This window comes from Sodalis sp. RH15, assembly GCF_047324255.1.
GTDB classification, from domain to species: domain Bacteria; phylum Pseudomonadota; class Gammaproteobacteria; order Enterobacterales; family Enterobacteriaceae; genus Acerihabitans; species Acerihabitans ligni.
Map to the genome: position 1 here is coordinate 3,271,683 of NZ_CP178738.1, position 20,026 is coordinate 3,291,708.

The window sequence follows — 20,026 nt, forward strand, 5'->3', positions numbered from 1 at the left end:
TATGAGGGGATTTGGGGCTTGCAGCGCAGCGGCAGAAAGGGTTCCTAAGGATAAACGAGAAGGCAAACCCGGCACAAAAAAAATGGCGCACAATGTGCGCCATTTTCTAAACAAGGAAGCTCTTATTTACGATAAGAGTGAGCTTGGTTATCCAAACGTTGGTTAGCACGGGCAGCGTCGTCTTTAGCAGCCTGTACGTCGGAACGAATAGCGTTCACATCGTTGCTGAGCTGGTCAACTTTCGCGTTCAGAGTTTGAACGTCAGAGGACAGCTGATCGATTTTAGCGTTGCTTGAACAGCCAGCAAGCATAGCAGAACATAAAATTACCGCGCCCAGTACCAGTTTAGTACGATTCATTATTAATACCCTCTAGATTGAGTTAATCTCCATGTAGCATTACAAGTATTACACAAAGTATTTTCGAAAGAGAAATAATTTTACTAGTAAAACGATTAATTTCGACCGAATGCTCAAAGAAACGTCTTGTTTTACAGAGACGTTAAAAAAAAGAGGCGTAACTTCCAGGTGCCATAAGATAACTCTGATTAAAGGGGAGATAAAAAGTATCGTTTATTTTGTGCTGTGCGGGTTGATTTTATTGGCGGGACTGGTGCGAATCGCGAGAATTAACATATTTAAGACGGTGAGCAAACAGTTGTGCAAATCTATGGCTTATACCTGTTGCTATAACAAGGCGGAGCTGGGATGAAAGCCCGTGCTTAAACCTCGAGGGTAGCGAACAGTCGGCAAAAAAAAAGCCCCCGACAAGGCGGGGGCTCGGTTTAAACAGGGTGAATTACAGCTGATGGACGGAAGCGGTATTGGTGGTGCCGCTCGGCACCAGGGCTCCGGAAACCATCACTATGATGTCGCCTTTTTGCGCCAGGCCGCATTCCAGGGCCATCGCCTTGCCGATACGGTAGAAATCATCGGTTGAAGCGATCTTGTCCACCAATTGACAGGTTACGCCTTTGGTCAGCAACAGCTGGCGGGCGGTTATTTCGTTGGTGGTCAGCGCCAGGATTTCGGCTTTAGGGAAATATTTACGCACTGCTTTGGCGGATTTGCCGCCTTCGGTCGCCACGACAATCAGCGGGGCTTCCAATTTTTCAGCAGTTTCCACCGCACCGCGGCAAACCGCCTCGGTAATGCGAAGTCTGCGGCTGTCGTTGATGCTTTCGATACGGCTGGGCATAACGCGGTCGGTACGATCGCAAATGGTGGCCATGATGCTGACGGCTTCATGGGGGTATTTGCCCTTGGCGCTTTCACCGGACAGCATAACCGCATCGGTGCCGTCGATAATGGCGTTCGCCACATCACCGGCTTCAGCGCGGGTAGGGCGGGGGTTTTTGATCATGGAGTCGAGCATCTGGGTCGCGGTAATCACGACTTTACGAGAGCGATTACATTTTTCGATCATCATCTTCTGGGCGAAGATAACTTCTTCCACCGGAATTTCCACGCCCAGGTCGCCGCGAGCCACCATGATGCCGTCGGATGCTTCCAGAATTTCGTCGAAATTGTTCAGGCCTTCCTGATTTTCAATTTTCGATATGATCTGGATATGTTCGCCGCCATGCTGTTTGAGATGTTCACGGATTTCCAGAACATCAGAGCGTTTGCGGATAAATGACGCCGCGATGAAATCGACGCCTTGTTCGCAGCCGAAAATCAGGTCGCGTTTGTCTTTTTCCGCCAGGGCCGGCAGTGCAATGGAAACGCCCGGCAGGTTAACCCCTTTGTTTTCACCCAGGTCGCCGTTATTCAGGACCTTACACACCACGGTGGTATCGGTCTTTTCAGTAACGACCATGCCCAGTAAACCGTCATCCACCAAAACGGTGTTGCCGATGGAAAGATCCTGCGGGAAGCCGGTGTAGGTCACCGCAACGCGTTCCTTGTTGCCGATAACGCTTTGATCGGTGGTAAAGGTAAAGCTCTGGCCGGCCAACAGCGAAACGTCGCTGCCGTTTTCCAATTTCATGGTGCGAATTTCCGGGCCTTTGGTATCCAGGAGGATAGCCGCTTTTTTGCCCGTGTTTGCCAGGATGGATCGCAGATTCTTGATACGTTGACCATGTTCTTCATAGTCGCCGTGGGAAAAATTCAGACGCATAACGTTCATGCCGGCGTCCAGCAGTTTGGTCAGCATCTCTACGGATTCAGATTTCGGGCCTATGGTACAAACAATTTTTGTCTTTTTCATAACAATGGTATCTGCAAGTTGTGATGGATGATGAATCTGGTGTATCGCCGGTGAGTATCGACGATGAAAATATGCAGCTCGGCGAGCCTGTTCCCTACGTTCAAGGATAGGTGACAAAAGTGAGAAAGAGATGAAAAAAATGTAAACAAGTCGCCCGGTAAAGCGGGGGACGTTTAACAGGCAAGACTATTTTAATTAGTATGGGGCTAATCAATCGGCTGAAACCATTCAATTGAAATAACGTTTCGTATTATAGTTATTGAGGCGGCGGACACAAGATAAAAACAGCGCAAATAATGCTTTAGGCGTCAAAAAGCGACTTTTTTGGCATATACGCAAAATTTTGTTATCAACTATTGTACATATGTACTACGGAATTAACTCATGTCCCACCGTCCCATGTTACAAATATATTAAAGCATCGGCGCAAACGGCCTGATGATGGGGGTGAGATGGAAGTTTAAACGGAAAAAAGGGTTAAATCAGAAAAGAAAGGAAACAATGGATATGGTGCGTCCGAGTGGACTCGAACCACCGACCCCCACCATGTCAAGGTGGTGCTCTAACCAGCTGAGCTACGGACGCACTAAGGATGGTGCGTTCTAATGGACTCGAACCATCGACCCCCACCATGTCAAGGTGGTGCTCTAACCAACTGAGCTAAGAACGCATACCGGACAACACTGCCAGTCTGACAGCGGGACGAATATTAACGGGCATTATCAACCCTTGCAAGGGGAAAAACCGTTTTTTCCCCGCCAGGTCATCCAACTGCCGACGTAATGTGCAGGAAGCCGTTTTTTTGTCCACGCCGGGACGCGTTGCCGGCGATGGTTTCAGCGCGCCGCGCGGTGGAGAATCTGCAGCGGCGGCTGACGTTGCAGCCAGCGTATGCGCATTGACATCATGATTGCCGCCGAGGTCAGGCCGATAATAAAACCTATCCAGAAACCGCTGGGGCCCATAGCGGGGACCGCATAGTCCGTCAGCGCCAGAACATAGCCGCAGGGCAGGCCCAGCAGCCAGTAAGCGGTAAAAGTGATAAAAAATATCGACCGGGTGTCTTTGTAACCGCGCAGGATGCCGTTGCCAATGACCTGGATTGAGTCGGAAATCTGATAAAGCGCCGCCAGGGACATCAAATGCGATGCCATGCTCACTACCGCCGGGGTGGCATTATACCAGCTGGCGATATGCACCCGGAACCGGTAGGTGAGTATCGCCGTCACGCAGGCCAGCATCACACCGGCGGCCAGGCTGGTCCAGGCGGCGACCCGCGCTTCGTCCACCTTGTTTTCACCCAGGCGGAAACCCACGCGGATCGTGGCCGCCACCCCGATTGACAAGGGCAGTACGAACATCAGCGCGCTGAAGTTCAGGGCGATTTGATGACCGGCTACGGACACAATGCCCAGCGGCGTCACCAGCAGCGCCACCACGGCAAACAGCGTCACCTCGAAAAAGAGCGAGGATGCCACCGGCAATCCCAGCGAGCACAAACGCCGCAGGGTCGGCCAGTGCGGCAGCACGATAGCGACGGCGGTACGGAAATCCGCAAAGGTGCCGGCCCGGCGCACATACAGCCACATGACCCCAAACATAATCCAATACACCGATGCCGTGGCGATGCCACAGCCCACACCGCCCAGGGCCGGCATACCCAGCTTGCCGTAGATAAACACATAATTGATCGGGATATTAGCCGCCAGGCCGAGGAAACCGATGACCATGCCTGGCTTGGTTTTGGAAAGACCTTCGCATTGGCCGCGCAGCACCTGGAAAAACAGATACCCCGGCGCCCCCAGCAGCAGAAAATGCAGATAGGCGACGGCTTTTTGCGCCAGGGCGGGATCGACATGATGCATCCTGCCGATGACAAACCGGGAATGATACAAAAGGAACATAATCAGCAGCGAGACGGACAAGGCCAGCCAAAACCCTTGGCGCACTTGAAAGGCGATGCGATCGCGCCGGCCGGAACCGTTTAGTTGGGCAATGACCGGCGTCAGCGCCATGATAAGACCGTGGCCGAATAAAATAGCGGGCAGCCAGATGGAAGTACCGACGGCGACGGCGGCCATGTCGGTGGCGCTTACGGAGCCGGACATCACGGTATCCACCACGCCCATGGCGGTTTGAGCGATTTGCGCAAGGATCACCGGTAAGGCCAGCGACAATAATGTACGCGCTTCGAGGAAATACTTCTGCACGCAGGCACCTATGATGTTATGGATTAAAAATAATACAAGCTGCAGATAAATTAATGATTATGAGTGAATTTAAGCGGTAATTTATGCGGCGTTTCTGAGGCATAGTGTAATGGATTCCCTGCTTTATACCAGTGCAATAATGCACATTTTCCGTGCATAGCGTTTCGCCGCGGGAGGGTATTTGGTTTTCACCTGAAATTGGGGCAATATAATACCCATCTTTTTAAGGTGTCATTAAAAGAGGTCAAGGCCATGTTTACGGGTATTGTTCAGGGCACCGCGTCAGTGGTGGAAATTGATGAAAAAACCAACTTCCGCACACATTACATTAAACTGCCGCCGGCGCTGCTGGACGGGCTTGAGACCGGGGCATCGGTGGCCCACAACGGCTGCTGCCTGACGGTGAGCGCCATCAAGGGAGATGTGGCGAGCTTCGACTTGATGAAAGAAACGCTGCGCATTACCAACCTCGGGGAATTACAGGTGGGGGATGAGGTGAACGTGGAGCGTGCCGCTACGTTCAACGCCGAGATTGGCGGCCATGTCATGTCCGGCCATATCATGTGCAGCGCGGAAATCGTTAAAATCGTCACCTCGGAAAACAACCGGCAGATTTGGTTTAAAATGCCGGACAAGGAGTTGATGAAATATGTGCTGTACAAAGGCTATATCGGTATCGACGGCATCAGCCTGACCATCGGAGAGGTTGCCGCGGATAAATTTTGCGTCCATTTAATTCCGGAAACCCTCACCAGGACAACACTCGGCAAGAAACGCCTGGGAAACCGGGTGAATATTGAAATCGATCCGCAAATCCAGGCGGTTGTGGACACCGTTGAACGGGTTTTGGCGCAGCGGGAGGCCGCACTGGCCGTCGCTGCCGGACACGAAGTTAACATGAGGTAAAACGCTGTATCCCGACTGTCGGGATAGGGACGCCTTATTGCCCGCCCAGGGCAATAAGGCGTTGGAGCGGAAAGTCCAAAAGAACGTACCGCAATGGACGTTTAGCGGGGCACACGAATCCCGCCTTCAACCCCTTGCGGGCTGAACAATACCTGCCATAAATGGATGTTACGGGCGCGAAAAGCGCCGGCACAGGCATTCAGGTAGTAGCAGAACATCCGGAAAAATCGATCCGAGTAATTTCCCGATAACGTCGGCCAGGCGGCGAGAAAACGTTCATACCAGGCCATTAGCGTTTTGTCATAATCGGCACCGAAATTATGCCAGTCCTCCATAACAAAATGCTTCTCGCTGGCCCGCGCGATATGCTGCACGGAAGGGAGGCAGCCATTAGGGAAGATGTACTTGTCGATCCAGGGGTCCACGTTCATATCGGTCTGGTTGGAGCCGATGGTATGGAGCAGGAAAAGGCCGTCGCGTTTCAGGTTGCGATCAATGACGTCGAAATAGGTGGCGTAGTTTTTCGGACCTACGTGCTCAAACATGCCCACCGAAACGATACGGTCGAATTGCACGTTGAGGTCGCGGTAATCCTGCAGCGAGATAGTGACGTCCAAACCTTCGCAGCGATCCTGCGCCAGTTTCTGCTGTTCAGCGGAGATAGTCACCCCCTGAACCGAAACACCGTAGTTCTTGGCCGCATAAGCGGCAAGCCCGCCCCAGCCGCAGCCCACATCCAGCAGCGTCATGCCCGGTCTTAACTGCAGCTTTTCGCAGATCATCCTGAGCTTGTCCTGCTGCGCTTCCTCCAGGGTGGTGGCCTTGTTCCAATAGCCGCACGAATACTGCATATAGGGATCCAGCATCAGGCTGAACAGGTCATTACCCAAGTCATAATGCTCTTTGCCGACAATCCAAGCCCGTTTTTTAGACTGAAGATTCATGAGCCGCGCGGCGGCAACGCGCATAACATCCTTGAAATGCCGGGGAAGCTTATTTTCCAAACCGGCTCTTAAAACGCGCTGAAAAAAGATATCCAGTCGCTCGCATTCCCACCAGCCGTCCATGTAACTTTCACCCAACCCCAATGACCCGTCCTCTAGCACGCGTTTAAAAAATTCCGGGTTCTTGACATGAATATCAAACGGCCTTGCGCCGTTGATCTTTACACCTGCCTCAGCAAGCATTTCATGGATGATTCGATACCAAGCATTATCATGAAAGCTCAGGTCTTCAACACACGAGGAACTCATAGCTTCTCCATCACCTTTCTTCTGTTATAACCCCGTCAGGAAAAGCGTAGCCGATACCTGCGGGCTTTTATAATCATCCACGGGTATCCGTGGTGTCGGATGTACCACAATAAACAGAGGAATATAAAAAACACCAATAGACTGTTTGTCAGACGGGCGCTTCATAAATAGGATGACGCCATGTAAAAACACGACATTCTTTTAAAGCAAAATTATTAGACAACTCGTTATATTTGTTAACGATATTGAGTATAAGCCTGCATTCCGGTTTAGACAATAGCTGACAGAATAATGTATTTCACAGATAAGTTAATGATTTCCTATCGAAACAATAACTCATCAGGCACATTCGGCGGTATGAAATATATTATTACATTCGGGAGCGAATCACCTTTGATAAGGGGCTCAGGAGGCCGTGCGCCGCCCTTCAGGAGCGAAACGGGCCGTCGGCCACCGAACGGCGTACAATCAGGGCGGGATGCACTTCGATAATCCTGGCGTTTTCCCGTTTGCTGGTGATACGGTCCAGCAGCATGGTCAGCGCGGCCTCGCCCAGCTCTTCTTTGGGTTGATGAATGGTAGTCAATGACGGGGTAAAAAAGCACGAATTGCGCACATTATCATAACCGATAATTGAGATGTCATCGGGAACCTTCATGCCCATTTCATCAATGGCGCACATTGCACCCATGGCCATGATATCACCGCCGCAAAATACCGCCGTGGGCCTTTGCGGCCTGGACAGAATGAGTTTCATGGCCTGATAGCCGGATTCCGGTTCGAAATCCCCCTGCACAATCCATTGATGGGGAATGGCGATGCCGGCTTCTTCCAGGGCCCGCAGGTAGCCGCGATGACGGCCGCCCCCGGTATTGCGCGCCAGTTGGCCGGGTATGGCGCCGATATCGCGATGCCCCCTGGAAATCAGATAGCGGGTCGCCATGTAACCCCCGGCGAAGGCATTGTCGATAATGGTATCGGTGAAATCCCGGCGAGCTTCGCCCCAATCCATGACCACCATGGGGATATGGCGATACTCTTCCAGCATATTCAGCAACGGTTCGGGATATTCGGCGCACATCACCAGCAACCCGTCCACCCGTTTTTGCGCCAGCATCGCCAGATAGGCGCCCTGTTTGTTCAGATCGTTATGGGAGTTGCACAGCACAAGGGTATATCCCCGCACAAAACAGTGGTGCTCAATCGACTCGATAATTTCCGCGAAGTAGGGCGCTTCGCTTGAGCTGGCCAGCAGGCCGATGGATTTTGTGCGGTTGATCTTAAGGCTGCGCGCCACGTCGCTGGGGGAATAGTGCAGCTGCCCGATGGCCTCCAAAACGGCGATCTTGGTCTCTTGCGCCACAAATCGCGTCTTATTGATGACATGTGACACCGTAGTGGTGGATACCCCGGCGCGTTTCGCCACGTCTTTAATGGTTGCCATGCGTGTAGAACTCCTGTACGCCGAAATAAATAAATCGCCAATTTTCCTTGATTCGGCACTAAAGTGAAAGCGATAAAGATAAATATGCTCGGGAGTTGCTGCCCGGCAAGCTTTTTTAATCGGGTTATGCGACACTGCTTACAACCTACGGGTGTAAAGATATCCCGTTCAGCGATAGGTGTAGTGATAAGGAGAAGTGATGAGCAGCGATTTCAAATTGTCATTAATGACCACGGTATTTTCCTTGCTGGTGATCATTGCGTTCAGCTTTACCGCGGTAATGAATTAAGGCGCCCAGGCGCCTTTTTTTCCTTTCAGCGAATGGTTTTCGGCGTCACGACCCGGCGGGCGCCGACATAGTGATCCGCCCAATAATCTTCATTCAGATAGCTGATGCGGATATCGCGGCCGGTGCGGGGGGATTCGATAAACCGTCCGTTGCCCAAATAAACGCCCACATGATCCGCCGCGCCGCGGTTGGTGATATGGAAGAAAACCAAATCGCCGCTTTCCAGATCGTCTTTCTTCACCGGCGCCGCATCGCGTAAATGGAACATTTCATTGGCGGTACGGGGCATATGAATCCGTACCACGTCCTTATAAGCATAATAGATCAGGCCGCTGCAATCGAACCCGGTATTGGGCGACATGCCGCCCCAGCGATAAGGCTTGCCCATCTGGGACATCAGCTTGTTCATCGCCGTCAATTTGGCATGCTGATAGCGTTTTTTGTGGCTATCGCTCATGATGATGGGTTGATCGTTGGCAATGAGATCGAGCGTGGCGCTTTCTTTCATCCGATGCCTGCCGTAACCCTTTTTGTAGCCTTTTTTCGGCGGGGTAAACTTGGCTATTTTTTTTGCGGGGGGCATTGGATGCAATTTTTTAACGTGGTTTTTTTCGACGGCCGGCTCTTTCGCTTTGGCGACGGGTAGGGAATGTAATTTTTTATTGCTGCTTTTTTCAGCAACGAGCTCTTTTGGTTTGTCTGTGCTATGACGGGTGATTTTCTGCTCGGTCACCGGTTTGCTTTTTTTGGTTATCTTCAACACCTCTTTAAGAGGTTTTCGTTTGCGTCGGTCACCTGTTTTAGCCGTACTGGACTGTGATTTTCGCTGGTCGGCATTGATACCGGCATTGGGCGCGGCATGCGCCAAATTGAAAAATAACTGAGTAAAAAGCAACACAAAAAGCGTAAAGCATAAACGCATGATTAACGCTATCCTCTGTGGCCCCAAAGAGGGGGTTATAAATGCCTCAAAGGAATTTAAGCTATTTACCCCTACTTTGCATCATGAATTATCATCATATTGTGAATAAACGTGAACGACTGCATATTTGTTGCATTCATCGGCATAATTTGGCGCAAAATTCAACAGTTTTTCAATTGTTAAAAAAGAGTTTGGCAGCCATGCCCCGGTGCCAGGTAAAAGGCCGCCTTTGGTGTTATCCTTTATTAAGGTGCTGCGCATCTTTGTCCGTGCGGGCTATGGCGGGCAAAAAAACGTTTATCTATTTATACGGTAATCGTTAGAATAGTGATTCTGAGCATAATCCCGCCCAGAGCAGATAAGGCCAGCTTATGGCTTGAGGAAGCGAGACAATGACGACGATTGAAAAAATTCAGCAGCAAATTGCTGAAAACCCGATTCTTCTTTATATGAAGGGCTCTCCGAAATTGCCTGGTTGCGGTTTTTCCGCGCAAGCGGTACAGGCGCTTTCCGCCTGCGGCGAGCGTTTCGCTTATGTGGATGTCCTGCAGAATCCGGATATTCGGGCCGAACTGCCGAAATTCGCCAATTGGCCGACCTTCCCGCAATTATGGGTGGATGGTGAACTGATTGGCGGTTGCGATATCATTCTTGAAATGTATCAGCACGGCGAGCTACAGCCGCTTATCAAAGAAACCGCGGTGAAATACGGTTCTCAGGAAGATCAGCCGTCCAATTGAGTCAGTGAGGGCTTCTAGCCTGAGCGTTCAGAACAGAAAAAGCCAATCCTATCGCTGGGATTGGCTTTGATTTTATGGTCAAAACAAACATGCTCTCCCGCTGTTCGGCCATCTCCGTGATTTGATTTAATCAGTTTCGCCGCTGCTATCGTCGCCGAGCGGCGGTACCGGCCAACCTCCGAGACGCTTCCAGCGATTCACCAGTTCGCAAAACAGCTCGGCGGTCCGCTCGGTATCGTACAGCGCCGAATGGGCCTGGCGGCTGTCGAATTCAATTCCTCCGGCGGCGCAGGCTTTCGCCAATACGGTCTGCCCAAGCACCAGTCCGCTCAGCGCCGCGGTGTCGAAGGTGGCAAAAGGATGAAACGGATTGCGTTTGAGATTGGCGCGTTCCGCCGCCGCCATCAGGAAACCATGATCAAAACCTGCGTTATGGGCCACGATTACCGCACGGTTGCAGCCTTGATCCTTTATGCCTTTGCGCACCATCTTGAAGATTTCATGCAGCGCATCGTATTCGCTTACCGCACCGCGTAAAGGATTGGACGGATCGATGCCGTTAAACGCCAGCGCCTCCGGCTGTAACAGCGATCCGGGGAAAGGTTCGACATGAAAGTGCAACGTTTGGTCCGGCACGAGCCAGCCTTCTACATCCATGTTCAATGTCACGGCGGCAATTTCGAGCAAGGCGTCGGTAGCGGCGTTAAAGCCTGCGGATTCTACATCAATGACAACCGGATAAAAGCCGCGGAAACGGCCGCGAAGGGAATTTACATCGTCTATTTCAGCCATGCCTGTTCTTACTATTTAGAAATACAGCCCGCATTATGGCAAATTTTGTTCCGGTATGCATGGCGAATCCATTTTCATTGGCTGCCCGCAATGGAATAGTGCGGTGATTAAACGGAAAATGGGAAGATAATCCTGAAAAGGGACCCCTGTCTTGGGTCCCGTCCGTTACGATGTAACTTTAAGCATTCGCGGATTTATGATGTGCGGCGCATTACCGACCGCCACCGCCGTGCCCGGCCGTGGCCAATATGTCAGTGCCCGAGGCCCAGGCCGGCGTGACGCTGCTCGATCAATTCTATTTTATAACCGTCGGGATCTTCGATAAAGGCGATGATGGTCGTGCCGCCTTTCACCGGTCCGGCTTCACGGGTAACCGTGCCCCCGGCCTGGCGGATGCGTTCGCAGGTAGCGGCGACATTATCTACGCCCAGGGCGATATGGCCATAGGCGCTGCCGAGATCGTAGCTGTCGACTCCCCAGTTATAGGTTAATTCAATAACTGCGCCTTCGGTTTCTTCGGTATAGCCGACAAACGCCAGCGTGTATTTATATTCAGTGTTCTCACTGGTGCGCAATAGGCGCATTTCGAGTATTTTAGTATAGAAATCAATAGATCTTTGTAAGTTTCCAACTCGTAGCATGGTATGTAGCAGGCGCATAATATCCTCTTGGGATCATGACGGGGTAATGTCCGCCGCAGAAAAGGTAGTCGCCAGTATAGACCGTGGGACGGCGGTTTTACAGTATGTCGGACGGGCGGGCGAGGGCAATAAATCTTGCCAGTTGGGTAAATAACGTCTTCAATGAAAGTAAATAAGGAGGGCCTGTGCCGGAACAGCTTGAGTTTTTCACCATACCCAGTCCCTGTCGCGGTATCTGCCAGTCGGACGCCCGCGGCTACTGCATTGGCTGTTTCCGTTCCCGGCAAGAGCGCTTTGACTGGATGGGGATGAATGACAACCAGAAAAAGGAGGTACTGCGTTTATGCCGCCTGCGTTATTTGCGCCTGGCGCGGGCCGCTAAAACGGCGGAGTCTCTTGGGGACGCCCCGGATCAACCCAGCCTGTTTTGACGCTGAGGTGAGTATAGATGAGGTATTAGTGGTACTGATTAATATTATTTTACGAACTAATTAGTAGCTACTTATATATTAAAATTACATTATTACCCTGAATACATGAAATATTGATATTTGTTATGTCTTCATTTAACTTAAATTAACAATAAATCACGCTGAATGACAATAATAGTGTTACAGTTATGAATAATCCGCTTGGCATATGATCTGCCTCAATATGAAAGGGTTAAGGTAGTCGCAAAGAGGAACGGATTATTGAACGTTTCCAGAGATTACCCTAGACCAGGTGGGAAAATGCGAAGGAAGGAGAGTGAATTCATCCGATTCACCGGATGTTTCGAAAACATATGCGCTCTTCGGTAACATCCATTTTATCAAAGGAATAACATGCATATTACATCCATCTCAACTTAAGTTTCACCATATTTATATATATATTTGTATTTTGCCATTCCACCCATTAGAATGGATGGGAATCCAGGGAACAAGCTTAATCAGCTTAATTATAAGGAGAGAGAATTGGAATCGCCATTAGGATCTGATTTGGCGCGACTTGTTCGTGTTTGGCGCGCACTGATTGACCATCGCTTAAAACCTTTAGAGCTTACACAAACGCATTGGATCACGCTGCATAATATTTGCCAATTGCCCCCTGAGCAGTCGCAAATTCAATTGGCAAAAGCCATCGGCATCGAGCAGCCCTCCTTGGTCCGGACGCTTGATCAGCTCGAAGAGAAGAAACTCATCACCAGGCATACCTGCGCCAATGACAGGCGGGCGAAACGTATAAAATTGACGGAGTCCGCCGAGCCAATCATCAAAGAAGTTAATCATGTTATAAATAGTACCAGAGATGAAATCCTGGCGGGTATCTCAGAACAAGAAATTCAATTTCTGAGTAATATGATCGCCAGGCTAGAGAAGAATATCCTGGAACTTTATAATAAATCCTGATCAGTTTGGGTGTGTTGCATATGTTCCATATAAAAAACCGGCATATTTTGCCGGTTCTTTATATAGACAGATGTGAATGATGTCGTACCATTGATTTTCACCCACCGCCTTAACAGTAGGGGAGAAATCACGACATGCCGCTGTGTCAGCGGGGCGAAACGGTCACGCCGCGTCCGTTGCCGGCCATGGCGACGCGTTGGCCCACGCTGAAGCGGGTCGGCCCCTGTTTTTGTACGACGATGATGGTTCTGCCGTCGTCTTCGCGAATGGTCAGCTCCACACCCTGGGTACGGTTCATGGCGCTGCCGACGTTCTGTCCGGCGACGCCGCCCACTACCGCGCCGGCGGCGGTAGCGACACCTCTGCCGGCGCCGCCGCCGATGGTATTGCCCACCAAACCACCCAATACCGCACCGCCGATGGTGCCGATAATGTTTGAATCTTCCCCACCCTGGATCTGCACCGGACGGACCCCAACCAGGGTACCGTAAGTCACGCTTTGAACTTCTTTGGCTTCGGAGGCAGAATAGACATCACCGGATAAGCCGTTGTTATTGGCACATCCTGCCAATGTCAAACCAGCCAGGGTGACCACGAGCAAACGTTTCATCATTGAAAACTCCTATTGTACGACGTTCGTCCAAGGCAAACCCAGACGGAACTCATGCTAATATAGCTGCGCTGATGGGTGATGCTACATCAGACAAGGCTAGTTTAGTTACTGTAGTTGATAATATTGAAAAAATCATAAACTGCGAATAAACGGACGCCAATTTGTGACTTTCGCAATGATTTTACGGCTAACCTTTTTCTTATTTCGTCATGATTTTGTAACAAGTTTAATTATTTGCCTGCTTTTGATGGTCTCATTCGGTAAAAATGTTAACGTTATTACAGTATGATAACCAAAACCCTCTTTATAAGGAACAAGGCCGGCTCAATGAAAACAGGTCGCTATGTGGGAGTCATGTCAGGAACCAGCCTCGACGGCATCGATGTGGTGCTCGCCGCCATAGATGAGCATACCGTCGCGCAGCAGGCCAGTTACACGCATCCGATTCCGCTGGACATCAAACAGCAGATACTCTCCATGTGCCAGGGGCAGGCGGTGACTTTATCCCAATTAGGGGAATTGGACACCCGGTTGGGCAGGTTGTTCGGCGAGGCGGTGATAAAAATGTTGCGCAACGCGGGGGTCAATGGGAGAGAGGTCACCGCCATCGGCTGTCACGGCCAGACGGTATGGCATCAGCCCGGCGGCGATTTTCCCTGCACCCTGCAAATCGGCGATAACAACCTGGTTGCCGCCATGACCGGGATTACCACCGTGGGAGATTTTCGCCGCCGCGATATGGCCTACGGCGGACAGGGGGCGCCGTTGGTGCCGGGTTTCCATCACGCTCTGCTGGCCCATCCCACGGAACGGCGCATGGTGCTCAATATCGGCGGTATCGCCAATTTATCGCTGTTGCTGCCGGGTCAGCCGATTCGCGGTTACGATACCGGCCCGGGCAATATGCTGATGGACGCCTGGATTTGGCGCCAGAAAGGTAAGCCTTATGACCTGGACGCGATCTGGGCCGCAGGCGGAAAAATTCATTCGGAGCTGTTGCGCCGGATGCTGGCCGACCGCTACTTTTCCCTGCCGGCGCCGAAAAGCACCGGACGGGAACACTTTAACCTGGGCTGGTTGAACCAGCAACTGAGCCAGTTTATGCCGATACCGCCGAGGGATGTTCAGGCGACCCTGGCTGAGCTCACCGCCCGGAGTATCTCCCAGCAGGTCATGTTATCCGGCGGCTGCGAGCATTTGCTGGTTTGCGGCGGCGGCGCCCGCAATCCGCTGGTGATGGCCAGGCTGTCGGCGCTGCTGCCGGGAATTGAGGTAAGTCCTACTGACAAATACGGCGTCAGCGGCGACGATATGGAGGCCTTGGCATTCGCCTGGCTTGCCTGCCGCACGCTGTCGAGTTTGCCGGGGAACTTGCCTTCGGTGACCGGCGCCAGCCGGGAAACCTTGCTCGGAGCGATTTATCCGGTCTGAACAGGGACATCGTTTATCCACATGTTCAACCGGGAGCAAAATAATGAAAAGAGCGATTTTCTGCCTGACCGTGCTAAGCGTGCTCGCCACCGGCGCCTGTTCCCGTCTGCACCGCGGCCCCGACGTGCAGGCGCTTCATTATCAATGCGGCACCACGCCGTTGACGGTACGGCAAAATAACCGGCTGTCGCAGGTCAGCCTGATACTTGACGGCAAACAGTTAACCTTGCCGCAGGTGGCTTCCGCTTCGGGCGTTCGCTACGATAACGGCCACTATGGCTTCTGGTCGAAAGGGAATCGGGCATTTATCGAGCGCGATGGACGCGTCATCATTGATGACTGCATCCTGAACGGGGAGAGCGGTAAATGATTGAGATTTTTAACCACGCGGCGCACAATAAAGCCACGGTTTCACGCTATATACCATTATGACTGAACAGAAAATTGATATCGCCGACCTGCGTCGGGAATATACCCGCGGCGGCTTGCGGCGGGCGGATTTAACGGCGGAACCGATGGATTTGTTCGAGCTTTGGCTCAGGCAGGCCTGCGAGGCGCAGCTCGCCGATCCCACCGCCATGTGCGTGGCGACCGTGGACGAGACCGGACAACCCTATCAGCGCATGGTTCTGCTCAAGCACTTCGACGCCGCCGGCATGGTATTCTATACCAACCTGGGCAGTCGCAAGGCAACGCAGCTGGCGCACAACAACCGCATCAGCCTCCATTTTCCCTGGCATAGCCTGGAGCGCCAGGTTATGGTGCTGGGTCGCGCGGAACGCTTGTCGGTGTTTGAGGTCTTGAAATATTTTCACAGCCGGCCCAAGGACAGCCAAATCGGCGCCTGGGTCTCGCAACAGTCCAGCCGCATCTCCACCCGCGGGGTGCTGGAGAGCAAATTCCTCGAGCTGAAACAGAAATTCCAGCAGGGCGAAGTGCCGCTGCCCAGTTTTTGGGGCGGTTATCGCGTGGTTATCGATACCATGGAGTTTTGGCAGGGAGGTGAACACCGGCTGCACGATCGGTTTATCTACCAGCGCCAGGACGCGGGCTGGAGCATCGACCGCCTGGCCCCTTAATCCCTTTCTTCATTATGCTATTCGCAGCACTTTATCACTCAATTTGTATATTACGGAGTTTTTTTGATGGCAAGCAGCAACCTGATACAACAATTGCAAGAGCGGGGCTTGATAGCCCAGGTAACGGATGAGGCCGCGCTTTCCGAGCGGCTGGCTCAGGGGCCGCTCTCGTTGTATTGCGGTTTCGACCCGACCGCCGACAGCTTGCATTTGGGACATTTGGTGCCGCTGCTGTGTTTAAAGCGTTTCCAATTGGCCGGACACCGTCCGGTGGCGCTGGTGGGCGGGGCTACCGGGTTGATTGGCGATCCCAGCTTCAAGGCCGTTGAGCGCAAATTGAATACCGCCGAAACGGTGCAGGAGTGGGTGGATAAAATCCGCCGGCAGGTATCGCCGTTCCTGGATTTTGACTGCGGCGAGAACAGCGCGGTAGCGGCAAATAACTACGACTGGTTTGGTAGCATGAATGTCCTGACCTTCCTGCGGGACATCGGCAAGCATTTTTCCGTCAACCAAATGATCAATAAAGAAGCGGTGAAGCAGCGCCTCAACCGTGACGATGTGGGAATTTCCTTTACCGAGTTTTCCTACAACTTGCTGCAGGGCTATGATTTTGCCTGTTTGAACAAGCAATATGGCGTTGAGCTGCAGATCGGCGGGTCCGATCAGTGGGGGAATATCACTTCCGGCATCGATTTGACGCGGCGCATGCATCAAAAGACGGTGTACGGTTTGACCGTGCCGCTCATTACCAAAGCCGACGGCACCAAGTTCGGTAAAACGGAAGGCGGCGCGGTATGGCTGGACCCGCTGAAAACCAGTCCCTACAAGTTTTACCAGTTTTGGATCAACACCGCCGACGCCGACGTTTACCGGTTTTTAAAATTCTTCACCTTTATGCCCATTGAAGAGATCAATGCCCTGGAAGCGGAAGATAGCAACAGCGGGACCGCACCCAGGGCGCAATATGTGCTGGCGGAGCAAGTGACGCGCCTGGTGCACGGAGACGCGGGGCTGGCGGCGGCGGTGCGTATTACCCAGAGCCTGTTTTCCGGCTCATTGCAGGATCTTACCGCCAACGACCTGCAACAGCTGGCCCAGGACGGTATGCCGGTGATTACGCTGCAAAACGGCGCGGATCTGCAACAGGCGCTGGTGGATGCGCAACTGGTGCCATCCCGCGGTCAGGCCCGTTCGCTGATCTCTTCCAACGCTATTGCCGTGAACGGTGAAAAACAGTCCTCGGCGGAATATGTCTTTACGGACGCCGACCGCCTGTTTGAGCGTTATACCCTGTTGCGGCGCGGCAAGAAAAATTACTGTTTGATCAGTTGGAATTAAACGTATCGGCAGGGGACCGAAACCGGCCCCTGCGATTTTGTCGCTGGTGTTAATCAACCGCCTGGGATTCCGCCCGTTCGGCATGCAGCGCCGCAACCACGGACGGGCGAAGTTTTATCCGCTGGTAAAAATGCCCCACCGTCGGGGTGGCGTAGAGATCAAATCCCAACCGATCGGCCCAGGTCAGCATGGTGAACAGATAGGCATCCGCTACGCTGAACCTGCTGCCGAGCAAATAATCCTGACCGGCCATTTCCCGGTCGAGATAGAGCAATTTACTCTCCATTTGCTGGTGTACCTGCTCTTTGTAGTCCGGCGGCAGGTGGGTATCGAATAACGGGCTCAGGCCTTTATGCAGCTCGCTGGCGACATAATTGAGCCATTCCATGGCCTGATAGCGCGATAGGGTGCCCGCCGGCGGGATCAATTGACGGTCCGGCACCAAATCCGCCAGGTACTGCACTATGGCCACGACTTCGGTCAGCACGGTGCCGTCGTTCAACAACAGCGCCGGTACTTTGCCCTTCGGATTTATCGTCAGATAATCTTCGCCGTGCTCGGTTTTTTTAGTGCGAAAATCCACTTTTTCAATCGTGAAATCCAGTCCGGCCTCGCGCAGGGTAATGTGAGCGGTCAGCGAGCTTGCACCAGGCATATAGAAAAGCTTCATAAACGACCCCCCACGATGATGCGTTCTCATAGAATACGTCCAACTTAGGTGGCAGGATAGCGATGGTTGCATCGCTGTCATAGTTTTTCATTCTGAAAGGCAAACAACGGCTGTTTTGCGGTAGCGCAACAGGGCAAGTCAGGCATAGACTTTTTCCCTGAACTCGCAGAGATCCTCAATCAGGCAAGAGCCGCAGCGCGGCTTGCGGGCGATACAGGTGTAACGTCCATGGAGAATCAGCCAGTGATGGCAATCAACCCGGAATTCAGCCGGCACGACCTTGATAAGCTTTTGCTCCACTGCCGCCACGTCCTTGCCCGGCGCGAACTCAGTGCGATTACAAACCCGGAAGATATGGGTATCAACGGCAATGGTAGGCCAGCCGAAGGCGGTATTCAATACCACGTTGGCGGTTTTCCTGCCTACGCCGGGCAGCGCTTCAAGCGCGGCGCGGTCTTCAGGTACCCGGCCCTGGTGCTGCTCCAGCAAAATCCGGCAGGTTTTGATGATGTTTTCCGCCTTGCTGTTAAAAAGCCCGATGGACTTGATATGGCTTTTTATCCCTTCGGAGCCCAGAGCCAGCATGGCGGACGGGGTGCCGGCCACCGGAAACAGCGTGGCGGTGGCCTTGTTGACGCTGACGTCGGTGGCCTGGGCCGACAGCAATACGGCAATCAATAATTCAAACGGCGATCCGTAGCGCAGTTCGGTGGTGGGATGGGGATTGGCCTCCCGCAAGCGGCTTAAAATGGCTATACGTTTAGCCTGATTCATGATCCTGCCTGTTCCTGTTCCGTCGTTTGTCTTACCGCCGCCTGACGCTGCCGGGCTTTAAGCCGGTGGTCGATGACATGTTTTCCCGCCAGCATAAATCCCAGCCCGATAAAGGCGCCGGGGGGAAGCATGGCTATCAGGAACGGGGTTTGCAGATGCAAAATGTCTATTCGCAGCGCTTTGGCCCACGGCCCCAGCAGCCGATCGGCGCCGTCGAACAGGGTACCGTTCCCCAGCAGTTCGCGGATGCCGCCGAGCACCACCAGGGCGCCGGTGGACCCCAGCCCCATAGCCAGTCCGTCCAGGGCCGACAGCGCCACCGGATTTTGCGAAGCGTAGGCTTCCGCCCGTCCCATGACTATACAGTTGGTGACGATAAGGGGAATGAAGATGCCCAGCGACTGATAAAGGCCGTAGGCATAGGCATTGATAAGCATCTGCACCGTGGAGACCACCGAGGCGATGATCATCACATAAATAGGAATACGAATCTCGGCGGGCACGAAGCGTCGCAGCGCCGAGACAGCGCCATTGGTGCAGGTCATTACCAGCGTGGTGGCTAAACCCAGGCCGAGGGCGTTGGTCACGGTATTGGATACCGCCAGCAAGGGGCACAGGCCCAATAACTGCACCAGCGAAGAGTTATTTTCCCATAGGCCCTGGCGCAAAAGTCGTCTGGCTTCACTCATTTTCTCTCCTCCCGCATGTGGCAACGCCCTGCATATCTTCCGGCAGGGTCTCCAGATAAAGCGCCGTGCGTTTCACCGCGTTCACCACCGCGCGAGGCGTGATGGTGGCGCCGGTAAACTGATCGAAGCCGCCGCCGTCTTTTTTGACCGCCCAGAAGCCATCTTCCGCCGAATCAACCCTTTTACCGCTGAAATAGGTTATCCAATCCGAGACGCGCAGTTCAATCTTGTCTCCCAGCCCCGGCGTTTCATGATGTTCGGTAACCCGTGCGCCCAATACGTTGCCGTGAAAGTCCGCGCCCACCAGTAGCTGGATGGAGCCGGAGTAGCCGTCCGGCGCCGTGGACTCTATGGCCGCCGCCACGGCTTTACCCTGTTTGCGGGCCAGGTAGAGCCGGTGGGGGTTCGCATTGCCCAGTGCGCTGTCCGTCACCAGATAGCACTCCGCCAGCATATCATTATCATGCAGCCCCGGCGGCACCACTTCATCGAGCAATTGCCGCTGCTGATTGACGGCCTGTTGCCGGATGGCGGGTTCGGTGAGGGCGTGCACCAGGGCGGTAAGCGCGGTGAACAGGGCGGCAAAGACCGCCAGGGTAATGCCGTGCTTGCGCATAATGCTCAACATCC

23 protein-coding genes and 2 tRNA genes are annotated in these 20,026 nt (G+C 52.9%); 9 read left to right on the top strand and 16 right to left on the bottom strand.

Annotated elements, in window-relative coordinates:
- Positions 1 to 122: 122 nt before the first annotated feature.
- From ACL2XO_RS14905 to ACL2XO_RS14925, 5 genes are all read right to left on the bottom strand, one after another.
- Positions 123 to 359, bottom strand: coding sequence for a major outer membrane lipoprotein (locus ACL2XO_RS14905; protein WP_413724451.1), 237 nt, complete (start codon positions 357 to 359; stop codon positions 123 to 125).
- Positions 360 to 798: 439 nt separating this feature from the next.
- Positions 799 to 2,211, bottom strand: a complete 1,413-nt coding sequence (pykF, locus tag ACL2XO_RS14910) for a pyruvate kinase PykF (RefSeq protein WP_203521431.1) — start codon at positions 2,209 to 2,211, stop codon at positions 799 to 801.
- Between the two features lie 508 nt (positions 2,212 to 2,719).
- Positions 2,720 to 2,796 (bottom strand) — tRNA-Val (locus tag ACL2XO_RS14915).
- Between the two features lie 8 nt (positions 2,797 to 2,804).
- Positions 2,805 to 2,881, bottom strand: a tRNA-Val gene (locus ACL2XO_RS14920).
- 166 nt (positions 2,882 to 3,047) lie between these two features.
- Positions 3,048 to 4,421, bottom strand: coding sequence for an MATE family efflux transporter (locus ACL2XO_RS14925; protein ID WP_413724453.1), 1,374 nt, complete (start codon positions 4,419 to 4,421; stop codon positions 3,048 to 3,050).
- A 252-nt stretch (positions 4,422 to 4,673) separates the two neighbouring features.
- Here ACL2XO_RS14925 and ACL2XO_RS14930 point away from each other — a divergent pair, with 252 nt between their 5' ends.
- Positions 4,674 to 5,327: a riboflavin synthase subunit alpha gene (locus ACL2XO_RS14930; RefSeq protein ID WP_413740956.1), complete on the top strand. Its 654-nt coding sequence runs from the start codon at positions 4,674 to 4,676 to the stop codon at positions 5,325 to 5,327.
- 101 nt (positions 5,328 to 5,428) lie between these two features.
- On the opposite strand, the gene cfa is transcribed toward ACL2XO_RS14930, so the two are convergent.
- Both cfa and purR read right to left on the bottom strand, forming a co-directional pair.
- Positions 5,429 to 6,580 carry a cyclopropane fatty acyl phospholipid synthase gene (cfa, locus tag ACL2XO_RS14935; RefSeq protein WP_132921597.1) on the bottom strand — a complete coding sequence of 384 codons (1,152 nt, stop codon included), beginning with the start codon at positions 6,578 to 6,580 and terminating at the stop codon, positions 5,429 to 5,431.
- 427 nt (positions 6,581 to 7,007) lie between these two features.
- Entirely contained in the window at positions 7,008 to 8,024 is a 1,017-nt protein-coding gene (gene purR / locus ACL2XO_RS14940) for an HTH-type transcriptional repressor PurR (RefSeq protein WP_413724455.1), read from the bottom strand.
- Between the two features lie 199 nt (positions 8,025 to 8,223).
- On the opposite strand from purR, the gene ACL2XO_RS14945 reads away from it, so the two are divergent.
- Complete coding sequence (locus ACL2XO_RS14945) at positions 8,224 to 8,313, top strand: YnhF family membrane protein (protein WP_132921595.1); 90 nt, start codon at positions 8,224 to 8,226, stop codon at positions 8,311 to 8,313.
- Between the two features lie 25 nt (positions 8,314 to 8,338).
- On the opposite strand, the gene ACL2XO_RS14950 is transcribed toward ACL2XO_RS14945, so the two are convergent.
- Both ACL2XO_RS14950 and ACL2XO_RS14955 read right to left on the bottom strand, forming a co-directional pair.
- Positions 8,339 to 9,235 (bottom strand): C40 family peptidase, encoded by an 897-nt coding sequence (locus tag ACL2XO_RS14950; RefSeq protein WP_413740957.1) that lies wholly within the window; start codon positions 9,233 to 9,235, stop codon positions 8,339 to 8,341.
- Positions 9,236 to 9,316: 81 nt separating this feature from the next.
- Entirely contained in the window at positions 9,317 to 9,496 is a 180-nt protein-coding gene (locus ACL2XO_RS14955) for a hypothetical protein (RefSeq protein ID WP_413740958.1), read from the bottom strand.
- Positions 9,497 to 9,627: 131 nt separating this feature from the next.
- Here ACL2XO_RS14955 and ACL2XO_RS14960 point away from each other — a divergent pair, with 131 nt between their 5' ends.
- Positions 9,628 to 9,975, top strand: a complete 348-nt coding sequence (locus tag ACL2XO_RS14960) for a Grx4 family monothiol glutaredoxin (RefSeq protein WP_132921592.1) — start codon at positions 9,628 to 9,630, stop codon at positions 9,973 to 9,975.
- A 126-nt stretch (positions 9,976 to 10,101) separates the two neighbouring features.
- On the opposite strand, the gene rnt is transcribed toward ACL2XO_RS14960, so the two are convergent.
- The gene (rnt, locus tag ACL2XO_RS14965) at positions 10,102 to 10,767 is read right to left on the bottom strand and encodes a ribonuclease T (protein ID WP_132921591.1); all 666 of its coding nucleotides are present in this window, start codon (positions 10,765 to 10,767) and stop codon (positions 10,102 to 10,104) included.
- 251 nt (positions 10,768 to 11,018) lie between these two features.
- Positions 11,019 to 11,426 (bottom strand): lactoylglutathione lyase, encoded by a 408-nt coding sequence (gene gloA, locus ACL2XO_RS14970; protein ID WP_203521428.1) that lies wholly within the window; start codon positions 11,424 to 11,426, stop codon positions 11,019 to 11,021.
- A gap of 167 nt (positions 11,427 to 11,593) precedes the next feature.
- Here gloA and ACL2XO_RS14975 point away from each other — a divergent pair, with 167 nt between their 5' ends.
- Both ACL2XO_RS14975 and slyA read left to right on the top strand, forming a co-directional pair.
- Positions 11,594 to 11,839 (top strand): DUF1289 domain-containing protein, encoded by a 246-nt coding sequence (locus ACL2XO_RS14975; RefSeq protein ID WP_413724457.1) that lies wholly within the window; start codon positions 11,594 to 11,596, stop codon positions 11,837 to 11,839.
- A gap of 525 nt (positions 11,840 to 12,364) precedes the next feature.
- The gene (slyA, locus tag ACL2XO_RS14980; RefSeq protein WP_132921588.1) at positions 12,365 to 12,799 is read left to right on the top strand and encodes a transcriptional regulator SlyA; all 435 of its coding nucleotides are present in this window, start codon (positions 12,365 to 12,367) and stop codon (positions 12,797 to 12,799) included.
- 145 nt (positions 12,800 to 12,944) lie between these two features.
- Here slyA and ACL2XO_RS14985 read toward each other — a convergent pair whose 3' ends face one another.
- Entirely contained in the window at positions 12,945 to 13,412 is a 468-nt protein-coding gene (locus ACL2XO_RS14985) for a glycine zipper 2TM domain-containing protein (RefSeq protein ID WP_132921587.1), read from the bottom strand.
- Between the two features lie 327 nt (positions 13,413 to 13,739).
- On the opposite strand from ACL2XO_RS14985, the gene anmK reads away from it, so the two are divergent.
- The 4 genes from anmK (at position 13,740) to tyrS (ending at position 17,263) form a co-directional block, all read left to right on the top strand.
- Entirely contained in the window at positions 13,740 to 14,843 is a 1,104-nt protein-coding gene (gene anmK, locus ACL2XO_RS14990; RefSeq protein ID WP_413740959.1) for an anhydro-N-acetylmuramic acid kinase, read from the top strand.
- Positions 14,844 to 14,886: 43 nt separating this feature from the next.
- Entirely contained in the window at positions 14,887 to 15,213 is a 327-nt protein-coding gene (locus tag ACL2XO_RS14995; RefSeq protein ID WP_413724459.1) for an MliC family protein, read from the top strand.
- Between the two features lie 58 nt (positions 15,214 to 15,271).
- A complete protein-coding gene (gene pdxH / locus ACL2XO_RS15000) occupies positions 15,272 to 15,922 on the top strand; it encodes a pyridoxamine 5'-phosphate oxidase (RefSeq protein ID WP_413740960.1) in 651 nt (216 codons plus the stop codon).
- Between the two features lie 66 nt (positions 15,923 to 15,988).
- Positions 15,989 to 17,263 carry a tyrosine--tRNA ligase gene (gene tyrS, locus ACL2XO_RS15005; protein WP_132921583.1) on the top strand — a complete coding sequence of 425 codons (1,275 nt, stop codon included), beginning with the start codon at positions 15,989 to 15,991 and terminating at the stop codon, positions 17,261 to 17,263.
- A gap of 49 nt (positions 17,264 to 17,312) precedes the next feature.
- Here the strand turns inward: tyrS and gstA are convergent, their stop codons facing one another.
- The 4 genes from gstA to rsxG all read right to left on the bottom strand — a co-directional run bounded on the left by gstA (position 17,313) and on the right by rsxG (position 20,024).
- On the bottom strand, positions 17,313 to 17,933 hold the full coding sequence (gstA, locus tag ACL2XO_RS15010; RefSeq protein ID WP_132921582.1) for a glutathione transferase GstA: 621 nt from the start codon (positions 17,931 to 17,933) through the stop codon (positions 17,313 to 17,315).
- Between the two features lie 138 nt (positions 17,934 to 18,071).
- Positions 18,072 to 18,707, bottom strand: a complete 636-nt coding sequence (nth, locus tag ACL2XO_RS15015) for an endonuclease III (RefSeq protein ID WP_203521421.1) — start codon at positions 18,705 to 18,707, stop codon at positions 18,072 to 18,074.
- Entirely contained in the window at positions 18,704 to 19,396 is a 693-nt protein-coding gene (locus ACL2XO_RS15020) for an electron transport complex subunit E (protein WP_132921580.1), read from the bottom strand. The genes nth and ACL2XO_RS15020 overlap by 4 nt, the downstream gene beginning before the upstream one ends.
- Positions 19,389 to 20,024 (bottom strand): electron transport complex subunit RsxG, encoded by a 636-nt coding sequence (rsxG, locus tag ACL2XO_RS15025; protein WP_413724462.1) that lies wholly within the window; start codon positions 20,022 to 20,024, stop codon positions 19,389 to 19,391. Before rsxG ends, ACL2XO_RS15020 begins: the two co-directional genes overlap by 8 nt.
- Positions 20,025 to 20,026 lie beyond the last annotated feature (2 nt).

What these genes read in the sequence shown, in the direction of transcription:
- ACL2XO_RS14905 (WP_413724451.1), bottom strand. Translation starts at nt 359, where the DNA reads ATGAATCGTACTAAACTGGTACTGGGCGCGGTAATTTTATGTTCTGCT.
- pykF (WP_203521431.1), bottom strand. Translation starts at nt 2,211, where the DNA reads ATGAAAAAGACAAAAATTGTTTGTACCATAGGCCCGAAATCTGAATCC.
- ACL2XO_RS14930 (WP_413740956.1), top strand. Translation starts at nt 4,674, where the DNA reads ATGTTTACGGGTATTGTTCAGGGCACCGCGTCAGTGGTGGAAATTGAT.
- cfa (WP_132921597.1), bottom strand. Translation starts at nt 6,580, where the DNA reads ATGAGTTCCTCGTGTGTTGAAGACCTGAGCTTTCATGATAATGCTTGG.
- purR (WP_413724455.1), bottom strand. Translation starts at nt 8,024, where the DNA reads ATGGCAACCATTAAAGACGTGGCGAAACGCGCCGGGGTATCCACCACT.
- ACL2XO_RS14945 (WP_132921595.1), top strand. Translation starts at nt 8,224, where the DNA reads ATGAGCAGCGATTTCAAATTGTCATTAATGACCACGGTATTTTCCTTG.
- ACL2XO_RS14950 (WP_413740957.1), bottom strand. Translation starts at nt 9,235, where the DNA reads ATGCGTTTATGCTTTACGCTTTTTGTGTTGCTTTTTACTCAGTTATTT.
- ACL2XO_RS14955 (WP_413740958.1), bottom strand. Translation starts at nt 9,496, where the DNA reads ATGCGCAGCACCTTAATAAAGGATAACACCAAAGGCGGCCTTTTACCT.
- ACL2XO_RS14960 (WP_132921592.1), top strand. Translation starts at nt 9,628, where the DNA reads ATGACGACGATTGAAAAAATTCAGCAGCAAATTGCTGAAAACCCGATT.
- rnt (WP_132921591.1), bottom strand. Translation starts at nt 10,767, where the DNA reads ATGGCTGAAATAGACGATGTAAATTCCCTTCGCGGCCGTTTCCGCGGC.
- gloA (WP_203521428.1), bottom strand. Translation starts at nt 11,426, where the DNA reads ATGCGCCTGCTACATACCATGCTACGAGTTGGAAACTTACAAAGATCT.
- ACL2XO_RS14985 (WP_132921587.1), bottom strand. Translation starts at nt 13,412, where the DNA reads ATGATGAAACGTTTGCTCGTGGTCACCCTGGCTGGTTTGACATTGGCA.
- anmK (WP_413740959.1), top strand. Translation starts at nt 13,740, where the DNA reads ATGAAAACAGGTCGCTATGTGGGAGTCATGTCAGGAACCAGCCTCGAC.
- ACL2XO_RS14995 (WP_413724459.1), top strand. Translation starts at nt 14,887, where the DNA reads ATGAAAAGAGCGATTTTCTGCCTGACCGTGCTAAGCGTGCTCGCCACC.
- pdxH (WP_413740960.1), top strand. Translation starts at nt 15,272, where the DNA reads ATGACTGAACAGAAAATTGATATCGCCGACCTGCGTCGGGAATATACC.
- tyrS (WP_132921583.1), top strand. Translation starts at nt 15,989, where the DNA reads ATGGCAAGCAGCAACCTGATACAACAATTGCAAGAGCGGGGCTTGATA.
- gstA (WP_132921582.1), bottom strand. Translation starts at nt 17,933, where the DNA reads ATGAAGCTTTTCTATATGCCTGGTGCAAGCTCGCTGACCGCTCACATT.
- nth (WP_203521421.1), bottom strand. Translation starts at nt 18,707, where the DNA reads ATGAATCAGGCTAAACGTATAGCCATTTTAAGCCGCTTGCGGGAGGCC.
- ACL2XO_RS15020 (WP_132921580.1), bottom strand. Translation starts at nt 19,396, where the DNA reads ATGAGTGAAGCCAGACGACTTTTGCGCCAGGGCCTATGGGAAAATAAC.
- rsxG (WP_413724462.1), bottom strand. Translation starts at nt 20,024, where the DNA reads ATGTTGAGCATTATGCGCAAGCACGGCATTACCCTGGCGGTCTTTGCC.